Source organism: Actinoplanes xinjiangensis, from assembly GCF_003148685.1.
Classification (GTDB): domain Bacteria; phylum Actinomycetota; class Actinomycetes; order Mycobacteriales; family Micromonosporaceae; genus Actinoplanes; species Actinoplanes xinjiangensis.
Map to the genome: position 1 here is coordinate 74,986 of NZ_QGGR01000034.1, position 21,973 is coordinate 96,958.

Consider the following 21,973-nt stretch of genomic DNA (forward strand, 5'->3'; position numbering starts at 1 on the left):
GGGGGTCATCGGATGGTGGTGGTGGCCGTCGCCGACATGGTGCCGTCGGGCAGCTGGAGCCGGAACTCGTAGCGACGGCCGCCGGGCAGCATGGTGGTCCGGTACCGGTTTCCGGTGACCGGGTACGGGTCGGTCCGCCACGACTCCCCGGTGGTCGCGTCACGCAGTTGCACCCGGTAGGTCAGTCCGCGGCGAATCTCGGTCCAGACGACCGTGGCCGTGCCGGGCTCGTCGCTGCGGGCGGTGACCTCGGTGGGCGCCACGGACGGGAGCCGGACCCGGACCACCTCGGAGCGCGGCCCGACACCGCCGTCGTTGACCGCGGTGACCGCGAACTCGTACTCGTGGCCGTCGGCCAGGTTGTGCACGACCGCCCTGGTGCCCTTGACGGCGATCTCCTCCTGGACGAACTCCTTCTGCCCGGCGGTCACGTCACGGCGGAAGATGCGGTACCACTCGGCACCGGCGGACCGCCAGGTGAGTTCCGCGGTGCCCGATTCGACCTCCACCTCCACCTCGAGCCGGGTCGGCGCCTTGACCGGCGCGGCCACCACCGCCCGCATCCGTACCGGCGGCGATTTCTCGCCCACCCCGCCGGAGTTGACGGCGGCGACGGCGAACTCGTACTCGCGGCCGTGCCGCAGCGGGGCGGTGTCGAAGGTCGTCCGGTCGGTGAGTCCGGGTACGCCCCAGTCGCCGCCGGTGCCGGCCTCGCGGGTGAACACCTGGTAGGACAGCCCGGGTGCCACGGACGGCCAGGTGAGACGGACGGAGCCGTCCTCGCGTGCCACGGCGCCGGGCTGCCCGGGTGCCGCCGGTGGGGCCACGCGCGGTGTGACCCGGACACCCGCGGACGGCGGGCTGTCCCCGCCGCCGCCGACCGCGACGACGGTGATCTCGTATTCGTGGCCGTGCCGCAGCGGGCCGATGGTGGCGCTGACTCCGGGATAGGTGCCGGCCGCCTCGGGTTTGCGCTGCCCGGCGGTGAGGTCCCGGTGGTACACCCGGAACAACTGGACGAACGGGACCTCCCCCCAGCGCACGGTGACCCGGCCGTCGGAGAGCGCCCGGACCTCGACCGTGCCGGGGGCGTCCGGTGGCGGCACGGTCGCCCGCATCCCGGCGGGCGGGGACAGCGGGCTCTCGCCACGCTCGGAGACGGCGGTGACCGCGAACTCGTAGTCGTGGCCGTTGGTCAGGAATTCGGTGCGATAGGTCGTGGCCGAGCCCGGACCGTCACCGGGCAGGCGTACGAAATGGGTCTGCCCGGCCGTGACGTCGCGTCGGTACACCCGGTAGGAGATGTCCTGGCCGGCGACCGGTTGCCAGGCCACGCTCGCCGTGCCGGCACCGTCGGCGACGGCGGTGAGCCCGCCGGGCGCCGCCGGGCCCCGCGCCGAGCCGGCCGGCGGCCAGGCGACCTCGGCGAACCGGGGGCGGTACACCCCGGCGTCGGCGTAGGTGACCGCCTCGTCCAGGTTGTTGACGTTGTACGACACCAGCAGCCGTCCCTTGCGCGACAGCTCCAGGTGCAGATCGGCGTCGTAGACGATGTGCCCCTGCGCGACCTCGGGCGCGCGGAACAGATAGTGCGGCCCGCTGAACGGCCCGGTCGGGGAGTCCGCGGTGTACGCCACGAAGTCGGCGCTGAAGATCAGGTTGTTCTCGTGGGTGACCAGCACATACTGGTCGCCCACCCGGCGTACCCCGTAGTTGGTGCCCACGCCGCTGAGCAGTCGTGCCGAGTCCTTCTCGGCGGCGGACCAGCCGCTGCCGTTCCAGAACTCCCACGCACCGCCCAGATCGGGACCGGCCGTCCGGGCCACGTGCGCGAACTTCATCGCCCCGGACCCCTCGGTGCCGTAGATGTAGTAGCGCCCGCCCTCGGTCATCACCTCGGATCCCCAGGAGATCCGGTCACCGAGCGGCAGTTTCCGGACCGGGCCGGGGGTCAGGCTGCCCTCGCTGAACTCGGCCAGCATCGTCCCGGTGAGCTTGTGGTCCAGGGGGCCGGCCCCGGAGCGGCGGTACGAGTTCGCCAGCACCTGCACCCGGCCACCGGCGACCGCCGCGTCACCGATCCAGTTGAACTCGGCGGCGGCCGGGGTCGGCACCAGCGCGGCCGGGGCGGACGGATCTCCGCCGTAGTGGAACCGGTCCAGCCGGCCGTCCTGCTGGACGATCGCCGAGTTGTTGATCAGCCCCGAACTGCGGGGCCGGGAGCCGTCCGGACCGGGCCGGCCGAGGAAGGTGTCCGAGAAGAGCCAGAGCGTCCGGCCGCCGGACAGTGCCACCGAGGCGGTCCGGTCGGCGCCCAGCCAGGTGCCGGACGTGTCGCCGTACTCCTGGAACATCGTGGTCAGGTCACCGGCCGAGAACCTGCCCTCCTCGTCGCCGACATCGACCGACTTCGCCACGGCCGTCGCCAGCGCTCCGGCGACCAGTGTGGCGGCGACGCCGCCGATGAGGACGCGACGCGTCACCGTACGCAATGCCCAGACCCCCGTCCGCTGTCATTCGACGCTGAGGGTCGCACTTTCAGATTGCCTTTCGGTAACGGATGTCCGGAGTCGTACCGCTACCAGCGCACCTGTCACGGTCAGGGCGGCCACCGCCGCCCCGAACGCGCTCCAGGCGATGCCGGCCACCGTGTGCGGGACGGCCAGCCAGACCACCGCGACCAGCAGGGCGGTGACCACCCACAGCGGCGCCGACGGCCACCGGGCGCCCGCCGCCACCTGGGCGTTGATCAGCATGAACACCAGCCCGTAGCAGGCGCCGGTGGCCGCGAAGACCGGAGCGTACCGGCCGAGGCCCGCGTAGTCCGGCCCACCGGCCAGCCGGAACGCCAGGCCACCGGCCAGCGCGGCGGCGGTCACCAGGAACGCACCGCAGGCGCCGACGAGCAGGAGACCGAGGCGCAGCGTCCGCCGGTCGCCCTGCGCCAGCCGGGGCAGCGCCAGCACCGTCACCACCTGCGGCGCCCACAGTGCGCCCTTGGTCAGCACGGTGCCGACCGCGTAGGCGCCCGACGCGTCCGGCGGCAGGAAACGACGGGACAACAGCAGATCGGCGTACGAGACGACGAGCGTCGCGAGGGTGGCGGCGCCCGCCGTGAAGACCGCGTGCACGGCGATCGACTCGCCGTGCACGGGCGTCCCGGGCCGCCGGGCCAGCAGCTGCAACACCGGCAGAGCGAGGATCGCCGTCGCCGCACCGATCAGCAGGGAGGTGGTCAGGCCCGCCCCGGCGGCCAGTCCCAGCACCACCCCGCCGTACCGGCCGCCGGCCACCACGGCCAGCCCGGCCGCGAGCGGCAGGAAACGTTCGTCGCCCTGCATCTCGCCCAGCCAGCGCCCGGCCGCGACCACACCGACCGTGGAGACCGCGGCCAGCAGCGTCGCCGGCACCGGCAGCCGCAGCACGACCACCGCGACCGGCATGACCAGGAGCAGCGCGCCGGCCGCCGCCGCCATCGTCAGCACAGTGGAACGGCCGGCCGGGGACGGTCCGTTACGGGCCCGGTGCACGGCCACCGCGATCTGCAGGCCGGTGCTGGCCACCCCGACGATCGCGGTCATCGCCAGGAGGGTGGCGAGCACACTGAAGTCGGCCGCGGTCAGCCGGCGTGCGCCGACCACCGGCACGATGTACGCCAGCCCGTTGGCAAGCACACCGGCGACGGTGACCGCCAGTCCCGCCGTACCGATACTGCTCAGCTTCGCCATGCTCGTCCCTGCTTCATCGTGCTGAAATGCGTGGATCACACTAGGGGAGCGACCCGAGGAGAGGAGGTTCGTCCTGCGACGGCTCGCCCTACCGGTCACCGCGCTGTTCGTCATGGTGCTCGTGCTGGCTCCACTGGCCGCGCCCGGCTACGTGCTCTCCTACGACATGGTGTTCGTGCCGCGGCAGCCGCTGCGCTGGGACCTCGTCCTGCCGTCGGCGACCCTGCCCCGGGCGGTTCCCCTGGACGCGCTGGTCTCGCTGGCCACCCAGGTCGTACCGGGCTGGCTGCTCCAGCGGCTGCTCCTGGCCGCGATCCTGCTGCTCGCCGCCCTCGGCGCGGGCCGTCTGGTCCCGGCTGAGCGGACCGGCACCCGGCTGGTCGCGGCGGTCGCCTACGCATGGGCGCCGTACCTCGCCGAACGGCTGCTGCTCGGGCAGTGGGGTCTGCTGCTGGCGTACGCCGCGCTGCCCTGGCTGGCCGCCGCCGCGCTGCGGGTGCGTGCCGGGGATCGCCGCGCGCTGCTGCCGCTGGCGGGCTGGGCCGCGCTCGCCGCGGTCACGCCGACCGGCGGCCTGATCGCGCTGGCCACGGTCGTGGTGCTGACGTCGTCCTGGCTCGCGGCCGGGGTGACCCTGCTACTCAACTCCCCGTGGCTGCTGGCGGCCGCGCTGACCGACGCGGACGGGCGCAGCGACCCGGACGGGGTGGCCGCGTTCGCCGCCCGCGGCAACGACTGGACCGGGGCGCTCGGCGCACTGCTCGGCACCGGTGGGACGTGGAACGCACAGACGGTGCTGCCGAGCCGGGCGTCGGTGCTGGCCCCGCTGGGGACGCTGGTGGTGCTGGCGCTCGCCGGGTTCGGCCTGCACGAGCTGTGGCGACGCTGGCCGGCCGGGACCGCCACGCGGCTGACGGTGCTGGCTGCGGGCGGGCTCGCGACAGCCCTGCTCGGGGTGGTTCCCGGCGTGCGGGATCTCCTGGAGTGGCTGGTCATGACGGTGCCCGGGGCCGGGTTGCTCCGGGACGGGCAGAAGTTCGTCATGCCGTACACCCTTCTGCTCTGTCTCGGGACGGCGCTCGGCGCGGAACGTGCCGCGGCCCGGATCGCGGACCGCGCGACCGGCCGGGTGGTGCTGGGTGCCGCGCTGCTGCTGCCGGTGGCGTTGCAGCCGGATCTGGCGTTCGGCGCCGGGAACCGGTTGCGGCCGGTGGCCTATCCCGCCGACTTCGCGGTGGTGGCCCGCCTGGTGGCCGCCGATCCCGGTCCGGTGGTGTCACTGCCGCTCGCCGCCTATCACAGTTATCCGTGGAACCACGGTCGGACCGTGCTCGATCCGCTGCCGCGTTATCTCGACGCCGATGTGCTGACCGACGACCGGCTGCTGGTCGGGCGGATCGTGGTCGGCGGCGAGGACCGCCGGGCCGCCGCGGTCCGGCAAGCTCTCACAACCGGTGCCCCACTGGCCGATCTGGGGGTGCGCTGGGTGGTGGTGCAACGGGTCGTGGGGGCTCCCGCGATCCCGAGTGCCTCTCTGACCGGATTACGGCTGGTGCACGACGGGACCGACCTGGATCTGTTCGAGAACACCCTTCGCAGGGAAGTTACTACGTGGTAGCGTCCCGCGCACGCAGAGCACATGGTCCACAGGAGGAGTCAAGAATGCGCAAGACCCTACCGCTCGTCGTCGCCGGGGTCGCGGCCCTCGCGCTGGGCATCCTCGGCACGGCCGCTCTCGCGGCGAGCGTGATCAGCTCGCCGACCGAGGCCGCGGCCAGTGTCGACGAGGCGACCCTGACGACGGGCGTCTACGGAACCAGGTGAGTGCGTGGTCCCGGCGTTGTCGCCGGGACCATCACCGGCCGCATCACGAGCGCGGCGAACTTCTCTCCCGCGGACGGCCACGTGAAGTGATCCGCGTGCACCCGTGCCGCGCTGCCCATCTCGGCGCGCAGAGCATCGTCGGCGAGCAGTAGCCGCACCTTGGCGGTGAAGTCGGCGGGATCGTCGGCCAGCAGCCCGGTCCGCCCGTCGACCAGGGACTCCTCCACACCGCCGGCACCCCGGAACGCGATGTTGGGCGTACCGACCGCGCCGGCCTCGACGATGGTCAGGCCCCAGCCCTCCTTGAGCGACGGGGTCAGCGCGACCCATGCCTCGCTCATCAGGACCCGCTTCTCCTCGTCGCTGACGAAGCCGGCGAACCGCACCCGGTCGGCGATCCCGAGGGTGACGGCGTACTCCCGGAGTTCGTCCTCCCACCAGCCCTGCCCGGCCACGGTGAGGGTCAGGCCGGGGAACTCGCCGACGAGGCCGGCCACCGCGTCCAGCGCCATCTCGACCCGCTTGTGCGGGACCAGCCGGCCCACCACGACCAGGGACGGCTCGGCGCTGCGCGCCACCGGCGCGGCGGGCCGCATCTCCGGCGTCCCGTTGTGGATGATCGTGACCCGTTCCGGGTCGATGCCGAGCACGGCCATCTCGTCCCGGGACGCCGCGGAGACCGTCACGTACCGGCACCGGCGATACACCCGGGGCGCCAGCCACGACTCGATCCACCAGCCGATCCTGGCGAGCCTGGGAGTCAGCACCACCGGCCACTGCTCCCGGTGCACGTGGTGCACAAGGGCGATCACCGGACAGAAGGCCCAGAGCGGGGAAAGGAAGGGCAAACCGTTACCGACGTCGACAATCACGTCGGGGCGGCCGCCATGCCGCCGGCTCAACGGCCCGAACCCGAGAACGCCGATCAGATAGAGCAGCGCGGCCTGAAGATAGACCGTGTGACGCCCACCGCGGCGCAGCACCCGCAGCCCGGCCTCGGTCACCTCATCCGCGGGAGCCTCGCTGTGAGCTGCGCAGAAGAGCGTGGCCCGGTGCCCCCGCCGGATCAGTTCCGCGGCGATCTTCTCCACGTAGACTTCTGATCCGCCACCGTGGGGGTTGCGAGTGTCCCGCCAGTTGAGGAACAAGACTTGCCGGGTTCCGGCCGCCGGTACGTCCACAGTCACCTCTACTAGCGAGTAATATTCGCGGGTCGCGTCACACTATGGGGTTGTCCAGTAACACCGCAATGGCGGAACAGGGAGAAAAATGCGCCACCCACGGGCAGAGTCCGGGCCAGCTCCCGTGGGCGGTGTCGCACCGGCCGCGGTGTGGCGGATGCGCCTCATCGCCGTCTGTCTCGGCTTGACCGCGCTGGCGTTTCTCCAGGACCCCGGCCAGATCGTCATCGATACCAAGGTCGACCTCGTGGTCGATCCGGCCGGGTGGCTGGGCCGGTCCCTGAGCATCTGGGACCCGAACGGAACCTTCGGGCAACTCCAGAACCAGGCGTACGGCTACCTCTGGCCGATGGGCGCCTTCTTCCTGGCGGGCAAGTCGATCGCGCTGCCCGCCTGGGTGATCCAGCGGCTCTGGTGGTCGATCGTCATGACGGTCGCCTGCACCGGCGTGGTGAAGCTGGCCGAGCGTCTCGGCATCGGTTCGCCGTGGACCCGCCTCCTCGCCGGCGTCGCCTTCGCGCTCTCCCCGCGGATGATCACCGAACTCGGCCCGATCTCCGTCGAGGCGTGGCCCAGCGCCGTCGCCCCCTGGGTGCTCATCCCCCTGGTCGGCCTGGCGCACGGCAGGCCGCTGGCCGGCGCGGTGACCCGCTCGGCGATCGCGGTGGCCTGCGCCGGTGGCGTCAACGCGACCGCCGTACTGGCCGTCGTGCCGCTCGCCGGCCTGTGGCTGCTCGGGCTGCGCCCGTTCAGCCTGCGCGTCAAGGCCCTGCTGGCCTGGGGTGTGGCGGTCGCCTGTGCCACCGCCTGGTGGCTGGGGCCACTGCTCGTGCTGGGCCGCTACAGCCCGCCGTTCCTGGACTACATCGAGACCGCGAACGTGACGACGGCGCCGACCGACATGGTCTCGGTGCTGCGCGGTGCGTCGCACTGGCACGCCTACCTCTCCAGCTCGTTCGGGGCGCCGTGGACGGCCGCCTGGCGGATCGCCACGGAACAGGGCCTGATCCTGGCCACCCTGGTCGTCGCCGGCCTGGGTGTCGCCGGGCTGGCCCGCCGTGGCATGCCGCACCGCTGGTTCCTGATCACCGGCCTGCTGTGCGGGCTAGCCCTCGTCGGTCTGGGCCATATCGGCAGCGTCTCCGGGCTCTTTCCGGAAAAGCAGCAGGCATTCCTGGACGCGGCCGGCGCCCCGCTGCGCAACGTGCACAAGTTCGACGTGGTGGTGCGCCTGCCGCTGATCCTCGGGATGGCCCACCTGCTGACCCTGTTCAGCCGGGCCGCCGCCACCGTCCCCCGCCCGCGGCTCCGGCTCGCCCAGCTGCGGGCCGCCGGGATCGGCGGCATCGCCCTGATCGCGGTCGCCGGTGTCGCCGCACCGGCACTCGGCGGCGGACTGGCGGCCCAGGGCAGCTTCCAGGAGGTGCCCGGATACTGGCGGGAGGCGTCCGCCTGGCTCAACAAGAACCTGGACCAGGAGCACGTCCTCGTGGTTCCCGGCTCCCGTTTCCCCCGCTATCTGTGGGGCAGCCCGAGCGACGAGATCACCCAGCCGCTCCTGGACAAGCGGTGGGGGGTGCGCAGCTCGATCCCGCTGACGCCGCCGGAGACGATCCGGGTGCTCGACACCATCGAGCAGACCCTCACCAGCGGTTCCGGCTCCGCCGGGCTGGCCGAGTACCTGCGCCGGTCCGGTGTGCGCTACCTGCTGCTCCGCTCGGATCTGGCGTACGGCCGATCCGGCGCCACCCAGCCGGTCATCGTCCGGCAGGCGCTGTCCCGATCACCCGGTCTGCGGCCGGTGCGGGCCTTCGGGCCGCACGTGGGCGGCGGCCGGCTACCGGGCATCTACATCGACAACGGGCTCGACGTCGAGATGCGCACCCTGGAGATCTGGGCCGTCGAGGAGGCGGCCGAGCCGGTGGTGGCGTACGACGCGGCCGGCCTGACCACCGTCGTCGGCGGACCGGAGTCGGTGCTGGCCGCCGCCAACGCGGGAGTGCTGCCGGAGGGTCCGACGGTGCTCGCCGGAGACCGGACCGACGCGACCCCGGACGGTCCGGCCATCGTGACCGACGGCCTGCGCCGCCGCGAGGTCGCCTTCGGCCTGTCCCACGACAGCGCCTCGGCCACCATGCAGGCGACCGACCAGGCCCTTCTGGGTGCTCCGGCCCGCGACTACCTGCCGGCCTGGGCCGAGGGCAACGAGACCGTCGCCGAGTACCGGGGCATCAGTTCGATCACCGCCTCCAGCGCCTTCTCCGACGCCCAGCCGTTGAGCGGGGCCCGTCCCGCCTACCAGCCGTACGCCGCCATGGACGGCGACACCGGCACCTCCTGGCGGTCGGCACCCGGCACCATCGCCACCGACCAGTGGTTCGAGGTGCGGTTCAACGCCCCCCGGGTGATCAGCTCGGTGAGCCTCCGGTTCGACGAGGGCACCGACTCGATGCCGACCAGGGTCACCGTGACCGCCGCCGGCCATCCGCCGGTCAGCCGCGCGGTCGACACGAAGATCACGACCACCGTCCCGCTGGGCCGCACCCTGCCCACCGACCGGATCCGGATCTCGTTCGACGAGGTACTAGACCGGCGGCTCGGTTTCGGCGGGGTCGGCATCACCGAACTGGCGTTCCCCGGGGTGAGCGCGGAACGGACCCTGCGGGTGCCCGCCACACCGATCGCCGGCACGGCGCCGACCATGGTGTTCACCGCGGCCCCGGCCGTGCCCGCGTGCTACTTCGGCGAGGACGGCCGGGTCGCCTGCAACGCCGACCTGGCCCGCGCCTCCGAGGACGGCACCGAGATCAACCGGGCCACCACCCAGCCTGTCGCCGCGGACTACGACGTGGCCGTCCGGGCCCGGCCCCGCCCCGGATCGGCGCTCAACGCGCTGCTCGACGCGGGCGGCAAGGCCTCGGTCACCCGCGGGATCCGCCCGACCGTCACCGCGTCCAGCATCGGCGTGCCGGAACCGGCCACCCGGCCCGGCGCGGTCGCCGACGGCGATCCCGGCACCGCCTGGCACGCCGCCGACGAGGACCGGGAGCCTTGGCTGCGCCTGGTCTGGCCGGCCCGGCGGGAGGTCTCCGGGGTCCGGCTGACCCTCACCCCGGGGACGGCCGCGGCCCAGCCGCTGAAGGTGACCGTGATCGGTACCGGTGACATCCGGACCGGGTTCCTGAACGCCGACGGGATCCTCGCCTTCACGCCGCCGATGAACACCAGCGAACTCACCGTGCTGATCTCCGACTCGCTGCCGGCGGGCAGCTACGACCCGTACCGCAACTCGCAGCGCACGCTGCCCGTCGCCGTCAGCGAGCTCACCGCCCTGCCCGACCAGGAGCCCGTGCTGAACGCGGCGGCCGCCAAGGTCGACCTGGGCTGCGGCAGTGGACCGCGGATCTCCGTCGACGGGTCGATCCGGCAGACCTCACTGGTGGCCAGCCGGCGCGACCTGCTGCAGCTACGCGAGGTGGACGCACTCGTCTGCGGCACCGACGCCCGGAAGGCGCTGCCGATCGGCGCGGGCGAGGCCCACCTGGTGGCGACCGCGTCGGCCGTGGCCGTACCGGCGCAGGTGACCCTCACCCCGCGCGGCGCCACACCGGTCACCACCGGAACGCGGCAGGGGGTCGACCCGGTCAGCTATCCCACCGCGACGACCTCGGTCAAGGTTCCGGTCCGGGTCGACGCGTGGAACGCCACCCTGCGGCGGCTGCATCTGGAGCCGTACGCCGGCCGGCGGGTCCTGGCGCTGCGGGAGAACGCCAACCTGGGCTGGTCCGCGACCATCGGCGGCGAGGAACTGCCGGTCGTCAAGGTGGACGGCTGGCAGCAGGCGTGGCTGGTGCCGGAGGGCGCGTCCGGCGAGGTGGTGCTCCGGTTCGGGCCGGACCGGATCTACACCACGGCGATCAGCGGCGGTGCGCTGCTGCTCACCGGGGTCGCGGTGGTGGCGGTGCTGGCCGGCTCCAGCCGTCTGCCCGGTTCCCGCGGGCCGGCCGCGACCGCCCCGGCCGGTGTCCGCGGCCGCCGGCACCTGCTCGTGCCGGCGCTGTTCGGCGGCATCGCGCTGCTGCTGGCCGGTGGCAGCGCGGCCGTCGGCCTGACGCTGATCATGGCGGCCGCCATCCTGGTCCTGCGGGCGCTGCGGCCGTACTTCGGAACGTACGACCGCAGGCGGCTCAGCCGGCTCAGCCTGCTCGCCGACTGGTTGCTGCCGGTGGTGTTCTTCGCGCTCGCCGCCTGGCTGTCGATGCGCATCGGCGGGCACACCGCTGCGCTGCCTCAGCTGACCGCGCTGGCCTGCGCGGTCCTGCTCTGGCTCTCGGTGCTGCCCGGCCGGGGCGTCCGCGGCCAGCGCTGGCTGAAGCGCTGACAGGGGCTCTCGATCAGGTAGTAGCAGACGGCGGCGAGCACCAGCCCGCCGCCGAGGGTGATGACGAAGGTCCAGAGGAAGGAACCCGAGAATTCGGGCCGGCCGGTGACCCAGTAGATCGACTCGATCACGAAGGGATGCCACAGGAACAGGCCGTAGGAGACCGCACCGAGCCACTTGACCGTGCCGCCGCCGAGCGCCAGCTTCGTCCTGGTCTCCGGGCCGAAGGCGAGCGGTACCACGATCAGGACCGCGAGCAGCGTGTAGAGAACCAGCTTGGCGGCGAACTCACCGGCGGTCGGCTCCTCCAGGCCGTTCGGCCCGCCGACCGGGGTGGTGGAGATGGCGAAGACCGCCACGGCCGCCGCCCAGCAGGCCAGCGGGGCCGCGGCCATGGCGTCCAGGAAGCCCCAGCGCGGCATCCGGCCGTCGCGCAGCCCGACGTGCACGGCGGCGAGCAGCATGCCGGCGCCGAACCACAGGGCATAGGCGGGCAGCCACATCGTGTGCGGCGTCGGGGTGAGCACCCCACCGGCGATCAGGCCGACCCAGGCGGCCGTGATCAGCACCGAGACGCCCACGATCGTCCACGGACGGCCGGACCGGTGGCGACCGGACATCAGGAACGTCGCGAACACCGGGAGCAGCAGGTAGAAGACCACCTCGGTGGCGAGGCTCCAGGTCTGGCTCAGGCCGTGCTTGAGATTTCCGGCCTCGTAGATCTGGGTGAACGTGAGGTGCCGGATCCAGTCGGCGTTGGTGACGTCCGCGTTGCGGGGCAGGACGAACAGGCAGACCACCACGGCCACCCAGTAGGCCGGCAGGATACGCATGGCCCGGCGCCAGAGATATCTGGCCGGGTCCGGAGCTGCCTTCCCGGTCGCTTTCGCATGGACCCACGGACGGAACAGCAGGAAGCCGGAGAGCACGAAGAACACCGCCACACCGGCGTCCAGGCGGGAGAGCCAGCCGGCCCAGTCACCGCCGGAGGTGTTCACGCCGGTCGCGAAACCGACATGATGTCCGACGACGGCCACCGAGCCGATCACGCGGACTGCGTCGAGGGCCGGGACGCGGTGCAGGGTGGGCGTTGAAATCGGTGCAGACATGTGCCGTCCAAGGGTTCCGTAACCATGTAACCGACGAGTAACCTCCGGTCATTATCGGCGACGGGCTCACTCTTAAGGGATAGCAGTCGGCCGTCTGAATGGGAGGATCAGTGAAAGCTCGTCTGGGTGCCGTGCTGTTCGGCATCGGCTTCTTCGCGGTGGTGCTGGCCGCGGGGGTGGCGTTCTACGTGGCGCCGTCGGCGGCCCGGCTGCCCTATGACCTCCGATCGTGCGCGCCGGGGGTCACCGAGGACTGCTTGAAGCCGAGCGTGGCCGAAGCGAAGAACGCACGCTTCCTCTTCACCGAGGGTGGCGAAACCCCGATCGTCAAGATCGAGACGGGTACGCTCCAGTCGACCACGGAGATCAATACTCTGATGGACACCACCGACCTGGAGCTCGAAAGCGGAACGATCGACGACAATACGGTCATCTGGCGCGCCAATGGCACCGTGAAGTGGGTCGAGCAGGGCAAGGACATCAACAAGTACCAGGCGCGGCTGGCCCTGGACCGGAAGACCGCGGGCGCGGTCGAGTGGCCCGGTCAGGAACTCGAGGACGTGGCGAAGCCCGCGACCCCCGCCAAGGTGTCCTTCACCGGTCAGCTCTACAAGTTCCCGTTCGGGACCGAGCAGACGACCTACCAGTACTTCGACCGGGACCTGAAGAAGGCGCTCCCGATCGAATACAAGGGCACCGAGGACATCCAGGGCCTGGAGACCTACAAGTTCGAGCAGGTCATCCCGACGACGCCGCTGGCGTTCTCGGAGGACCGGATCAAGTCGCTGCTCAGCGCGTTCGCGACCCCGGACGCCACCAGCGGCCAGGTCACCTACGCCAACACCCGCACCATCTGGGTGGAGCCGGTCAGCGGCACCTTCGTCAAGGTCCAGGAGCAGCAGAGCAAGAAGCTGGTCCCGAACGTCGGGCAGCCCACCGATCTGCTCGACGCCGTGTTCGCGTACACCGACCAGACCGTCACCAACAGCGTCGAGTCGGCGGGTGCCAACAAGTCGCAGGTTCTGCTGATCAGCCGCTACCTGCCGATCGGTGCCGCGGTGCTCGGCGCGCTCCTGCTGATCGCCGGTCTGTGGATGGTCACCACCGGCCGCCGGGCCGTGCCGGCGAAGCACGCGGCGGGCGGTAAGCACGAGGAGATCACCGAGCCGGTCACCCAGGTCGGCGCGGACAGCGAGAGCAGCAAGTCAACGAGCTGACCGCTTCGGTTCCAGCTGAAAGGCCCGCATTCCCCATCACTGGGAATGCGGGCCTTTTGCCATGGCCGGCCAGGTCGCGTTCGTCCATCGCCGCCGGTCGTACGGCCGACGGCCGCTGTCCCATTCGGACACCTACGAACAAGTGCCGGTACCTTCTCTCCACAAACGAGTCCGGCGGATCGGCGGCTGACCGTCCGACGTGTCTCTGGCACCATCCGAACGGCCACTGACTCGGGTCACTACTGGTCATCGAGGTGTGGCACTCTATCGATCATGTCCAAGCCAGAGCCCCGAGTGGCTGAACGTTCCACCGAGGAACCGGTGTCGGAGGAACCCGGCCGACTCGCCCGCTGGGCGAAGGCGGATCCGGTCCGGGCGGTGGCGATCGCACTGATCGTGGCGTCGGTGGCATGGCGGGCGGCCATCGCCGACCGGGGCTGGTTCTCCCAGGACGAGTTCGTGATCGCCAACCGGGCGATCGACACCGGACTGACCCCCGACTTCCTGCTCGGTGTCTTCAACGACCACCTGATGCCGGGCGGTCTGCTGGTGGCCTGGCTGCTCGTACGGGTCGACGGCTTCGAGGGGTGGCCCTGGCTGCTGCTGCTCGTCGTCGGGCAGGCCGCGGTCAGTGTGGCCTTCTACCGGCTGTTGCGTTCCCTGCTGCGCCCGGGATGGGCGCTGCTCGTTCCCCTGTGCATGTTCCTTTTCAGCCCGCTGACCCTGGAGGTCAGTTCGCTGTGGATGGTCGGCCTGCTGATGCTGCCGGTGCAGCTGGCCATGGTCGTCGCCCTCGGGGCGCAGGTGCGGTATGCGCGTACCGGTCGTCATCGCCACGCGATCACCCTGGTGCTGGCGGTGCTGTTCGGCCTGGCCTTCGACACCAAGGCACTGCTGATCATTCCGCTGGTGTTCCTGTTCGCGGTCTTCCTGCTGAGCACCGGGCGCACGTTCGCGAGCATCTGGTCGGCGATCCGCCGGTTCTGGGTCGGCTGGCTGGCACTGGCCGCGGTCACGGCCGCCTACGTTCCGTACTACATGTCGCTGCCCCGGCCGCAGTTGCAGCAGCCCGGCTCGCCCAGCGGCGTGGTCACCTTCGTGGTGGACCTCATCGGGACCACCCTCGTGCCCGGGCTGCTCGGCGGCCCCTGGGTCTGGGAGTACGCCGGCGACGGCCCGCCCCTGGTCGCCACGCCCGACCTGGGCATCTGGCTGGCCTGGGCGGCGTTGCTGACCCTGGTCGTGGTGACCGTGCGGAGCCGCCGGACAGCGAGCCGGGCCTGGTTGCTCCTGTTCACATACGTCGCCATGGTCACCACCCTGTTCGTGGTGACCCGTCTCGGCGGTGCGCTCGGCACCCTGGGCGCCCTGGTCCCGCGGTACGTGGCGGAGGCGGTGGTGGTCGCGGCGCTGTGTGTGGGCGTCGCCCTGCTGGGGCTGCGCGACCGGGCGGAGAAGGACACGGCGGTGTGGGCGGTGCCGCCGGCGCTGCGGGAACCGGGCGCCTACGCGGTGGGGCTGGTCGCCGCGGTGATCGCCGCGGTGACGGTGTCGATGGGCACGCTGACCAGCATCGCCCGGTTCAACGACAACTGGCAGACGAAACACGCGAAGGCCTATCTGGACACGACGCAGGCCGAACTCGCCACCATGGTGCCCGGCACCGACCTGGTCGAGGACACCGTGCCGTACCAGGTGGTCGCCGGCTACTTCTATCCGGACAATCTCCAGTCGCACTTCTTCCGCGCGGCGCCGCTCCGGCCGACCTTCGTGACCGAGACCGAGGCACCGTCGATGTTCGACGAGACCGGACGGATCCGGCCGGCGACGGTGCAGGGCATCGACATCCTCCCGGGCCCCGACGACGGCTGCGGCCACCAGGCCGGATTCGGCACCGCCGCCCGGATCCCGTTGCGGGCCCCCGCCGCCGACTGGCCGTGGTGGGTCTACGTCGGATACCTGAGTTCGGGCGACTCGACGGTGACGTTCCGGCTGGGCGAGGGGTCACACCGGTTCGAGGTGCGCCGCGGGCTCAACCAGATCTACTTCCGGGTGCAGGGCGCGGGCGACGCGGTGCAGCTCACCGTCCACGATCCCGCGGTACGGCTGTGCACCCGGGACATCACCGTCGGAAGGATCATGCCCACGACGTCGTGAGCGGCCCGCCCACGTACTCAACGGCATCCGGCGCGGGCGGTTTCGGACTGTTCCCGCGACGGTTTAGACCATCCATCCGATCGTGTACCACGATGTCGCAATGATCCAGGTATCTGACTACCTTCAGCGACCATGGCTGACACGAACATCGAACGGCGCACCCTGCTCGCCGGCACCGCCGCCGTCGCGGCGACGGTTGGCACCACCGCTGCCGCCGGGATCGCCACGCCCGCCCAGGCCGCCGCCACGCCCGCCCACGCCGCCGCCCCGGGCGCCGTGCCCGTCGACTGGAAACACGCCGTCGCCGCCAATCGGGGCAGCGAGATCGCGGTCAAGGCCGGCCGGGACAAGGAGGGCCGCTTCGGCATCATGTTCAAGCAGGCCGACGCGTACCAGCCGCCGGACGACCTGCTCCGCTCGCTCGCCGTGCAGATGGGCGAGCCCAACACGCCGAACCCGGCCGACCTCGACAACTCGCGGATCCCGGCCGGTTTCACGTTCCTCGGGCAGTTCATCGACCACGACATGACCCTCGACCGGACGCCGCTGGCCGACGCGCAGGCCGACCCGCTGGCGCTGACCAACTTCGACACGCCGCTCTTCGACCTCGGCTCCCTCTACGGCCGGGGCCCGGCCGTGGACCCCGGCCTGTACGAGGCCGACCGCACCCGGATGAAGATCGTCCGCAATGCCGACGGCGTCGACGACCTGCCCCGCCGCGACGACGGCACCGCGATCATCGGCGACGCCCGCAACGACGAGAACCTGATCGTCGCGCAGCTCCACCTGGCGTTCGCGAAGTTCCACAACCGCATCCTGGCGACCGGCCTGGCGACCAGCCTGGCGGAGGCGCAGCGGATCACCCGCTGGCACTTCCAGTGGATCATCGTGCACGACTTCCTGGAGAGGATCGCCGGGCCGGAGGTCATCGGCCGGTTCCTGGACAACAAGGGCAAGGTCAAGCGGGAGTTCTACAAGCCCAAGAACCCGCACCGGCCGATGATGCCGATCGAGTACTCGGTGGCCGCCTACCGGTTCGGGCACAGCATGGTGCGGGCCGGATACCTGATGAACCAGCGCAACGGGCAGACCTCGGCGGCCGCGATCTTCGGCCAGCCGGGCGGTGACCTGCGGGGCAACCGGCCACTGCCGGCCCGCCTCGAGATCGACTGGTGGCACTTCTTCGACGTACCCGGAAAGCCGGCGGCGCCGCGCAACGCGTCCCGCCGCATCGACGGGAAGCTCTCGTTGCCGCTCTTCAACCTGCCCACCACGGTCGTCGACGACGGCACGCCGTCGCTGGCCGAACGCAACCTGATCCGCGGCAGCCGCCTCGGCCTGCCCGCCGGCCAGGACGTCGCCACGCGGATGGGGGTCACCCCGCTCACCAACGCCCAGCTCGGCCTCCCCGACCCGGCGAACGCCGGATGGAACGGCAAGGCGCCGCTCTGGTTCTACATCCTCAAGGAGGCCGAGCTGACCCACGCCGGCGAGCGCCTCGGCCCGGTCGGCGGCCGGATCGTCACCGAGGTCATCCTGGGCATCCTCGACGCCGACAAGAGCAGCTATCTCTCGGTCAATCCGGGCTTCCGCCCGGCCGCCCCGATCGCCCCGGCCACCGGACAGTTCCGGATCGGGGACCTGATCAGGTTCGCTCTCGGTCTCTGATCGGTACGGGCTGCGCGTCCCGGCGCGCAGCCCGCGGCCGGTGCTTCTAGGGTGATCACATGGGCACCGGCTTGAATTCGAGAAAGACGCGGACAGCGCTGCGCACATCGGCGAGCATCTCGCTGCAACTGCTGCTGGTCCTGCTGGCCGGCTGGGTCGCCTGGCGGATGCTGGGCGGCGCCTGGTCGGTGATCTGGCCGGTCGTCATCGCGCTGCTGCTGACCACTCTGACCTGGCCACCGGTCCGGTTCCTGCGCAGGCACAAGTGGCCGCCCGCCCTCGCGGCCGGCCTGGTGACACTGCTCTTCCTGGTGGTCGCGATCGGCACGATGGTCGGCATCGTGGCGCCGGTCGCCGCCAAGTCGGGCGAGCTGGCGACGCAGGTCACGGCCGGCATCACCGAGATGCAGGACTGGATCGAGGGGCCGCCGCTGAACATCAGCGACGACGAGGCGAGAAACTACATCACCACCGCCCGCACCAAGCTCCAGGAGAGTGTCGGCAGCATCGCCACCGCCACCCTCAGCGGGGTCGGTTCGGTGTTCAACGGGCTGGTCAACACCATCCTCGCGCTGTTCCTGATGTTCTTCTTCCTCAAGGACGGGCCGCGTTTCCTGCCCTGGCTGCGCCGCCAACTGCCCGGGCGGCTCGCCGCCGACCTGCCCACCGTCGCCGGGCGCTGCTGGGACGCTCTCGGCGCGTTCGTCCGCTCACAGGCCCTGGTCGGCCTGCTCGACGCCGTACTCATCGGTGTCGGTCTGGCGATCCTCGGCGTCGACCTGGCCCTGCCGCTGGCGGTGCTGACCTTCGTGACGGCCTTCATCCCGATCGTCGGCGCCCTCTTCGCCGGTTTCGTCGCCGTCGTCATCACCTTCGTCACCGACGGCTGGACCGACGCGCTGATCGTGCTGGCCATCATCATCGTGGTGCAGCAGTTGGAGGGGAACGTCTTCCAGCCGATGGTCCAGAGCCGCGGGCTGGGGCTGCACGCCGGCGTGGTGCTGCTGGCGGTCACCCTCGGCAGCAGCCTCTACGGCATCGTCGGCGCCCTGCTGGCCGTCCCGGTCGCCGCGATGATCGCCGTCATCTGGAGCTACCTCCGCGAGCAGCTCACCGATCCGGCGCCACCGGTGGCCGGCCCGGCCGAACCACCCATCAGCGCGCCACCGTCGTCCCCTCCCCCGGCTGACGCGCCGCCTCCTCCCCCGGCCGACACCCCCGCCGGTGCGGCTGCGCCGCCGGAGGCCCGGCCCGCGCAGGCCTGACATCGGGTCCGCCCCCGCCCTCCTCAGGGCGGGGGCATTTCTTTTTCACTTCATCCGGTACGCGGTACGCCACACGAATATCGACGCATTTCCATTGCGCCCGCAAATTCTCAGTACCGAACAATTCCGCACGGCTATTCACGCCGCCTTGCGCCCGGATCGTACCGACTCGTGAAGCCTGGCCCATTCGCGAAAACTGATGCCGACGAGGCACGTGGCATTGATCACCAGCCACGGCACTCATCGACCGGGGCACTTATATTTCGGTATGCACCACCTCGACGGGATGCGGCGTCAAGCTCATTAACCATTCTTGACAGTTGCAGACGGAATTACTTCGATAAGTGATTCCCGGTGGGCGCACGGCCGACGCGGGGCGGCGCGTGCGCCCGCCCCGTCGAGGTGCCGTGCCATTCTCGAAAAACCGATGTCGTTCCGACTGCGGGCATCCGGCGGACACACGTGTGCCCCGGCCGACCGGCCGGGGCACACGGGACTACGTCTCAGACCTCGAGATCAGCGGGCTGGGGAACCTCACGCAGGTGACGGTTGTGGCGGGGCTCCTGCTTGGTCTTGGCGTCGTTCAGCCGGCGGCGCAGGTCGTCGCGGACGTCCATGATCGCGGCGTGCAGGTCTTCCTCCGACGACGTGGTGACGATCTTGTCGCCTCCGTTGACCCAGCACTCGAGGGTGACCTTCTGGCCGCGGGACGCCCGGTCCTTCACCGAGATCTCGAGTTCGGTGGAGTCGGCGTGGAAGGCGGCCAGTCGCGTGTCCAGCGTGCCCACCTGCTCGACGATCCAGTTCCGGTCACCCTGCGAGAACCCGGCCCCGACACGCAGGCACTCGGCGACGGTGGCCGGGTTGGCGACGGCACTCATCTGATCTCCTCTTTCCGGCGGATACGGTCACACCTCTCGTACCCCCCGATCCGAGATCTTGAACAGGGTCTTCAGCGGTCATTTGTACTGAAATGCATGTAGTCGAGGAGAGTCTTCCACCGGCCGCCCCAGTAGAACCCCTCGGCCGTGAACGCGGGCACCGCCCCGTCCTCGTGCATCATCCCCGGCCAGTAGCGCTCCCGGGCCAGCCAGGTACGGCTGTTCGGCGGATCCAGGTAGTCGCCACGGATCATCGGATTCTGGCGCGGGTTGATGTCGATCGCCAGGCCGTACGAGTGCTGCGACCACCGCGTGGTGCCCGCCACGAACCGGCACTCGTAGCCCAGCGTCAGCACCGTCTTGTCCTCGACCACCATCGGTGCCATCGCCATGATCGGGAAGCGCCACCGGTACAGCCGCCGGAACGCCCGCTGGACCGGCGCCGCCAGCGTGCGATGCATGATCACCCAACCGTCGTGGGCACGGGCGTCGAAACCCAGATAACGAACCCAGATCTTCCGCAGATCCGCGGCCGGGACCGGGCACTTCCGGGCCGGGTCACCGTTGGCCTCGGCGGCGGTCACCGTGAGCACCCGGGTGCGCCAGGCCGGCAGCGGCGACTTCGGGGCGGTCAGGCGCAGCAGACCGTCCACGCGCAGCGGCTCACCGCGGGCGATCCCGTTCCATTCACGCAGATGGGCGACGCGGACGTCGTACCTCTGGGAAATGGACGAAAGGGTGTCGCCGGGCCGGATGACATAGGCCGACGCCGGAGGCGCGGCCGCGACGGGCGCCGGAACGGCCAGCAGGATCGCGCACACGAGCGCGGACAGTGGTCTTCTCACAGCATTCCAGAGTCACCCGGATCACCGAGATGCGCCGAGAAACCGGCCCGCAGTCACTCAACGGCGCAACTGGCCCTCACCGCCGTCTCAGGCCCCTCAAGACAGCAGTGACAACCAGCCGCGCAAGATCCACGACCCCGCAGCTGGTCCACACCGCTGCCTCAGGCCGTTTAAGACAGCGGTGACAGCCAGCCGGACAAGATCCACGACCCGTGGCTGGTCGTCACCGCTGTCTCAGGCGGCCTGAGACAGCGGTGGAGGCCAGCCGGGGGGTCATCGACGGACATGGTGTCCGTCGGTGCGGTGTTCGTGGGCGTGTTTGCTGAGCGTGGGTGATCACGACATGGAGCATGTGGGGGCGCGGCTGCGGCGCTGGCGGGTTCGACGGGGACTCAGTCAGCGGGTGCTGGCGGAGCTGGCCGGATTCAGCCAGGGGTATGTGGCGCAGATCGAGAGTGGAGCGGCGCCCCTGGAGCGACGGGCCGCGCGGGAGGCGCTGGCCCGGGCGTTGCAGATCTCGGTCGGTGAGCTGACCGGGTGGCCGGACGACGGGGCGACGGGATCACCGGTGGGCCCGGCGGCGATCGCGCGCCTGCGGGCGGGGATCGTCGCGCTGGCCGAGCCGCTGGTGGCCGGTACCGCAGAGCCGGAGACCGGTGACGTGGACACGGCCGCTCTGGACCGGTTCTACGGCGCGTGCCGCTACGACCTGCTGGTCCCGGCGCTCGCGGAGGCTCTGGGCGTGCTGGCGTCGCGGGGTGCCGCCGGATGGAGCGACCCGGTGCATCTGCGGAGTGTGATCGAGGTGTGTGCGACGACGGTGGCGACCTGTGTGCAGCTCGGGCATCCGGATCTGACGCTCGTTCCGGCCGGGGTCGCGATGCGGACGGCGGAGCAGCTCGGCGAACCCGCCCACCTGGGGCTGGCGAACTACGCGCGGATCCGGGCGGTCGGCGCCGCCGCCGGGGTGGAGCGGGTCGTCGACGAGGGGATCGCGCGGTTGCATCCGTACGTCGGATCGGATCCGGTTACCGCCGGCAGCTACGGCATGCACCATCTGATCCGGGCGGAGATGGCTGCGCGGGCCGGGCGGGCCGCGGTGGCGGCGGCGCACCTCGACGAGGCGGCGCGGGTCGCGGCCCACACCGGCGAGCGACCGGACGACTGGTTCAGCTTCGGGCCGACGAACGTGGGGATGTGGCGTCTCGCGATTCTGGTGGCACTCGGGGACGGGCCGGCCGCCGGCGCACCGCCGCCCGGGTTCCGTCCGGAGGCCCTGCCGTCGGCGCAGCGCCGGGCCACCTACTTCATCGACCTGGCCCGGGCTCTGCTCCAGGGGCGCGGCCGGGACGACGCGGCGGCGGCCGCGCTCTACCGGGCCGAGACGATCGCGCCGCAGCAGGTGTGTGCGTCGGACGGCGCGCGCCAGGCACTGCGGGCCCTGCTGTCCCGCCCGCGGTACGGGCGGGACGGCCGCCTGCGGGGCCTGGCCGCCCGGGCCGGCATCCGCGACTAGATCCGCACGATCCGGCTGGCTGTCACCGCTGTCTCAGGCCTCCTGAGACAGCGGTGACAGCCAGCCGGATTTGCCCGAGGCGGTGACGCGGCGAAAACCAGCCGGCGCGCCCGGCACGGTGAGGACCAACCGGCGCGCCCGGCGCGGCGAAAGCCAACCGGCGCGGTGATTAGTCGGGGTAATGGGGTGGGGCGGGGGGCC

At 71.3% G+C, this 21,973-nt stretch carries 14 protein-coding genes; 8 read left to right on the forward strand and 6 right to left on the reverse strand.

Features of this window, described 5'->3' with window-relative positions; translation table 11 throughout:
* Positions 1-5: 5 nt before the first annotated feature.
* The gene (locus BC793_RS42320) at positions 6-2,483 is read right to left on the reverse strand and encodes a DUF5005 domain-containing protein (RefSeq protein WP_109602268.1); all 2,478 of its coding nucleotides are present in this window, start codon (positions 2,481-2,483) and stop codon (positions 6-8) included.
* A gap of 30 nt (positions 2,484-2,513) precedes the next feature.
* Positions 2,514-3,728, reverse strand: a complete 1,215-nt coding sequence (locus tag BC793_RS42325) for an MATE family efflux transporter (RefSeq protein ID WP_203896584.1) — start codon at positions 3,726-3,728, stop codon at positions 2,514-2,516.
* 103 nt (positions 3,729-3,831) lie between these two features.
* On the opposite strand from BC793_RS42325, the gene BC793_RS42330 reads away from it, so the two are divergent.
* Both BC793_RS42330 and BC793_RS49985 read left to right on the forward strand, forming a co-directional pair.
* The gene (locus tag BC793_RS42330) at positions 3,832-5,346 is read left to right on the forward strand and encodes an MmpA family trehalose lipid delivery protein (RefSeq protein WP_487246609.1); all 1,515 of its coding nucleotides are present in this window, start codon (positions 3,832-3,834) and stop codon (positions 5,344-5,346) included.
* 44 nt (positions 5,347-5,390) lie between these two features.
* On the forward strand, positions 5,391-5,552 hold the full coding sequence (locus BC793_RS49985) for a hypothetical protein (protein ID WP_158319541.1): 162 nt from the start codon (positions 5,391-5,393) through the stop codon (positions 5,550-5,552).
* Here the strand turns inward: BC793_RS49985 and BC793_RS42335 are convergent.
* Complete coding sequence (locus BC793_RS42335; RefSeq protein WP_109602270.1) at positions 5,537-6,733, reverse strand: glycosyltransferase family 4 protein; 1,197 nt, start codon at positions 6,731-6,733, stop codon at positions 5,537-5,539. The two genes, BC793_RS49985 and BC793_RS42335, sit on opposite strands and share 16 nt — an antisense overlap.
* Before the next feature lie 157 nt (positions 6,734-6,890).
* Between BC793_RS42335 and BC793_RS42340 the strand changes: the two genes are divergently transcribed.
* Positions 6,891-11,114 carry an alpha-(1->3)-arabinofuranosyltransferase gene (locus BC793_RS42340; RefSeq protein WP_158319542.1) on the forward strand — a complete coding sequence of 1,408 codons (4,224 nt, stop codon included), beginning with the start codon at positions 6,891-6,893 and terminating at the stop codon, positions 11,112-11,114.
* Here the strand turns inward: BC793_RS42340 and BC793_RS42345 are convergent.
* Positions 11,024-12,223 (reverse strand): acyltransferase family protein, encoded by a 1,200-nt coding sequence (locus BC793_RS42345; RefSeq protein WP_109602272.1) that lies wholly within the window; start codon positions 12,221-12,223, stop codon positions 11,024-11,026. The genes BC793_RS42340 and BC793_RS42345 overlap by 91 nt on opposite strands.
* Positions 12,224-12,333: 110 nt before the next feature.
* Here BC793_RS42345 and pgfA point away from each other — a divergent pair, with 110 nt between their 5' ends.
* From pgfA to BC793_RS42365, 4 genes are all read left to right on the forward strand, one after another.
* Entirely contained in the window at positions 12,334-13,440 is a 1,107-nt protein-coding gene (gene pgfA, locus BC793_RS42350; protein ID WP_158319543.1) for a cell envelope lipid trafficking protein PgfA, read from the forward strand.
* A 273-nt stretch (positions 13,441-13,713) separates the two neighbouring features.
* Positions 13,714-15,597, forward strand: a complete 1,884-nt coding sequence (locus BC793_RS42355) for a hypothetical protein (RefSeq protein WP_109602274.1) — start codon at positions 13,714-13,716, stop codon at positions 15,595-15,597.
* 132 nt (positions 15,598-15,729) lie between these two features.
* Positions 15,730-17,265 (forward strand): peroxidase family protein, encoded by a 1,536-nt coding sequence (locus tag BC793_RS42360; RefSeq protein WP_109602275.1) that lies wholly within the window; start codon positions 15,730-15,732, stop codon positions 17,263-17,265.
* A gap of 59 nt (positions 17,266-17,324) precedes the next feature.
* A complete protein-coding gene (locus tag BC793_RS42365) occupies positions 17,325-18,530 on the forward strand; it encodes an AI-2E family transporter (RefSeq protein WP_109602276.1) in 1,206 nt (401 codons plus the stop codon).
* 503 nt (positions 18,531-19,033) lie between these two features.
* Here BC793_RS42365 and BC793_RS42370 read toward each other — a convergent pair.
* Both BC793_RS42370 and BC793_RS42375 read right to left on the reverse strand, forming a co-directional pair.
* Entirely contained in the window at positions 19,034-19,411 is a 378-nt protein-coding gene (locus BC793_RS42370; protein WP_109602277.1) for an HPF/RaiA family ribosome-associated protein, read from the reverse strand.
* Between the two features lie 71 nt (positions 19,412-19,482).
* Complete coding sequence (locus BC793_RS42375) at positions 19,483-20,256, reverse strand: M15 family metallopeptidase (RefSeq protein WP_109602278.1); 774 nt, start codon at positions 20,254-20,256, stop codon at positions 19,483-19,485.
* Positions 20,257-20,599: 343 nt separating this feature from the next.
* On the opposite strand from BC793_RS42375, the gene BC793_RS42380 reads away from it, so the two are divergent.
* Positions 20,600-21,772 carry a helix-turn-helix domain-containing protein gene (locus BC793_RS42380; RefSeq protein ID WP_146246716.1) on the forward strand — a complete coding sequence of 391 codons (1,173 nt, stop codon included), beginning with the start codon at positions 20,600-20,602 and terminating at the stop codon, positions 21,770-21,772.
* Positions 21,773-21,973 lie beyond the last annotated feature (201 nt).

Excerpts from the sequence above, each read along its gene's own strand:
- BC793_RS42325 (WP_203896584.1), bottom strand. The coding sequence starts at position 3,728 with ATGGCGAAGCTGAGCAGTATCGGTACGGCGGGACTGGCGGTCACCGTC.
- BC793_RS49985 (WP_158319541.1), top strand. The coding sequence starts at position 5,391 with ATGCGCAAGACCCTACCGCTCGTCGTCGCCGGGGTCGCGGCCCTCGCG.
- BC793_RS42340 (WP_158319542.1), top strand. The coding sequence starts at position 6,891 with ATGCGCCTCATCGCCGTCTGTCTCGGCTTGACCGCGCTGGCGTTTCTC.
- BC793_RS42345 (WP_109602272.1), bottom strand. The coding sequence starts at position 12,223 with ATGTCTGCACCGATTTCAACGCCCACCCTGCACCGCGTCCCGGCCCTC.
- BC793_RS42355 (WP_109602274.1), top strand. The coding sequence starts at position 13,714 with ATGTCCAAGCCAGAGCCCCGAGTGGCTGAACGTTCCACCGAGGAACCG.
- BC793_RS42360 (WP_109602275.1), top strand. The coding sequence starts at position 15,730 with ATGGCTGACACGAACATCGAACGGCGCACCCTGCTCGCCGGCACCGCC.
- BC793_RS42365 (WP_109602276.1), top strand. The coding sequence starts at position 17,325 with ATGGGCACCGGCTTGAATTCGAGAAAGACGCGGACAGCGCTGCGCACA.
- BC793_RS42370 (WP_109602277.1), bottom strand. The coding sequence starts at position 19,411 with ATGAGTGCCGTCGCCAACCCGGCCACCGTCGCCGAGTGCCTGCGTGTC.
- BC793_RS42380 (WP_146246716.1), top strand. The coding sequence starts at position 20,600 with ATGGAGCATGTGGGGGCGCGGCTGCGGCGCTGGCGGGTTCGACGGGGA.